The organism is Stenotrophomonas maltophilia group sp. vghtpe118, assembly GCF_052605195.1.
Genome location: NZ_CP199672.1, coordinates 2,710,001 through 2,712,500 on the forward strand (window position 1 = coordinate 2,710,001; position 2,500 = coordinate 2,712,500).

The window sequence follows — 2,500 nt, forward strand, 5'->3', positions numbered from 1 at the left end:
CTGCAAGATGGACAATCATCCTTCCTGCAGGCGCCTTCACAAGATACCTGCGCATACTTTCAAAGATCCGGGGAAGTGGCCTCAGCGCCGTTCCCGTGTGCTGCGAAGTTTCCTTCGTAGCGAGCCGCCCATTATAGCCGGCTTTTCCGCTTCGTCAACACCTTTTTTCAAGGTCGTCTCACCGGAGTGGACGTTGTTGCCGATGCTGCTTCGTCGTTGGACCCGAGGGTCTTTCGTCGTTGCGAGCCGCCTATTATGGCAGGCCTTTCAGCTTTGTCAACAACTTGTTTGAGGAACTTGAAGCTCTTCGTGAAGTTGTTGCTGCAAGTCCAGGTCGGAACCGAGGGCTTGCAAAAAAAGGAAAACCCCGCTGCGCAAGCAGCGGGGTTCTCGGGTGTAAACCCTGGCGATGACCTACTCTCGCATGGCTTGAGCCACACTACCATCGGCGCAGCTGCGTTTCACTTCCGAGTTCGGGATGGGATCGGGTGGTTCCACAGCGCTAATTTCACCAGGGAGGCTTTTGGAGCGTCGCACTCGTCCCTGTGGGACAAGGCGCCAGCCTCGCATAGTTCTTGTGACGTAGCGTGCACTTGGATGCTCTTACGACGTTGTCGTAAAGCCAAGGCAACTTGAGGTTATATGGTCAAGCCGCACGGATCATTAGTATCAGTTAGCTCAATACATTGCTGTACTTACACACCTGACCTATCAACCACGTAGTCTACATGGTTCCTTCAGGGGGCTTGTGCCCCGGGAGATCTCATCTTGAGGCGCGCTTCCCGCTTAGATGCTTTCAGCGGTTATCGCTTCCGAACATAGCTACCCGGCAATGCCACTGGCGTGACAACCGGAACACCAGAGGTTCGTCCACTCCGGTCCTCTCGTACTAGGAGCAGCCCCTCTCAAATCTCCAACGCCCATGGCAGATAGGGACCGAACTGTCTCACGACGTTCTGAACCCAGCTCGCGTACCACTTTAAATGGCGAACAGCCATACCCTTGGGACCGACTACAGCCCCAGGATGTGATGAGCCGACATCGAGGTGCCAAACACCGCCGTCGATATGAACTCTTGGGCGGTATCAGCCTGTTATCCCCGGAGTACCTTTTATCCGTTGAGCGATGGCCCTTCCATACAGAACCACCGGATCACTAAGTCCTAGTTTCCTACCTGCTTGATCCGTCGATCTTGCAGTCAAGCACGCTTATGCCTTTGCACACAGTGCGCGATGTCCGACCGCGCTGAGCGTACCTTCGAGCTCCTCCGTTACTCTTTAGGAGGAGACCGCCCCAGTCAAACTACCCACCATACACGGTCCCCGACCCAGATAATGGGCCCAGGTTAGAACGTCAAGCACGACAGGGTGGTATTTCAAGGATGGCTCCACCACAGCTAGCGCCATGGTTTCATAGCCTCCCACCTATCCTACACAGACGAACTCAACGTTCAGTGTAAAGCTATAGTAAAGGTTCACGGGGTCTTTCCGTCTTGCCACGGGAACGCTGCATCTTCACAGCGATTTCAATTTCACTGAGTCTCGGGTGGAGACAGCGCCGCTGTCGTTACGCCATTCGTGCAGGTCGGAACTTACCCGACAAGGAATTTCGCTACCTTAGGACCGTTATAGTTACGGCCGCCGTTTACTGGGGCTTCGATCAAGAGCTTCGCCTTGCGGCTGACCCCATCAATTAACCTTCCAGCACCGGGCAGGCGTCACACCCTATACGTCCACTTTCGTGTTTGCAGAGTGCTGTGTTTTTGATAAACAGTCGCAGCGGCCTGGTTACTGCGACCCTCTTCAGCTATAGCTCGCACGAGCCACCAAAAAGGGTGCACCTTCTCCCGAAGTTACGGTGCCATGTTGCCTAGTTCCTTCACCCGAGTTCTCTCAAGCGCCTGAGAATTCTCATCCTACCCACCTGTGTCGGTTTACGGTACGGTCTGCGTAAGCTGAAGCTTAGGAGCTTTTCCTGGAAGCGTGGTATCAGTGACTTTGCCATAAAGGCTCGTCTCGGTGCTCGGTCTTAGAGGATCCCGGATTTGCCAAAGATCCAAACCTACCGCCTTTCCCCAGGACAACCAACGCCTGGTACACCTAACCTTCTCCGTCCCTCCATCGCACTTACGCGAGGTGCAGGAATATTAACCTGCTTCCCATCGACTACGACTTTCGTCCTCGCCTTAGGGGCCGACTCACCCTGCGCCGATTAACGTTGCGCAAGGAAACCTTGGGCTTTCGGCGTGCGGGTTTTTCACCCGCATTATCGTTACTCATGTCAGCATTCGCACTTCCGATACCTCCAGCAGACTTCTCAATCCACCTTCAACGGCTTACGGAACGCTCCTCTACCGCGCATAACAAAGTTATGCACCCCAAGCTTCGGTTCTGTGCTTAGCCCCGTTAAATCTTCCCCGCAGACCGACTCGACCAGTGAGCTATTACGCTTTCTTTAAAGGGTGGCTGCTTCTAAGCCAACCTCCTGGCTGTCTGTGCCT

At 54.4% G+C, this 2,500-nt stretch carries 2 rRNA genes (1 of these 2 only partly in view); both read right to left on the minus strand.

The annotated features are described in order from the left end of the window. Positions 1-401: 401 nt before the first annotated feature. A 5S ribosomal RNA gene (gene rrf / locus ACUDTM_RS12380) occupies positions 402-516 on the minus strand. Between the two features lie 126 nt (positions 517-642). Further along, positions 643-2,500: ribosomal RNA gene (locus ACUDTM_RS12385) — 23S ribosomal RNA — on the minus strand; it runs 1,022 nt beyond the window's last position.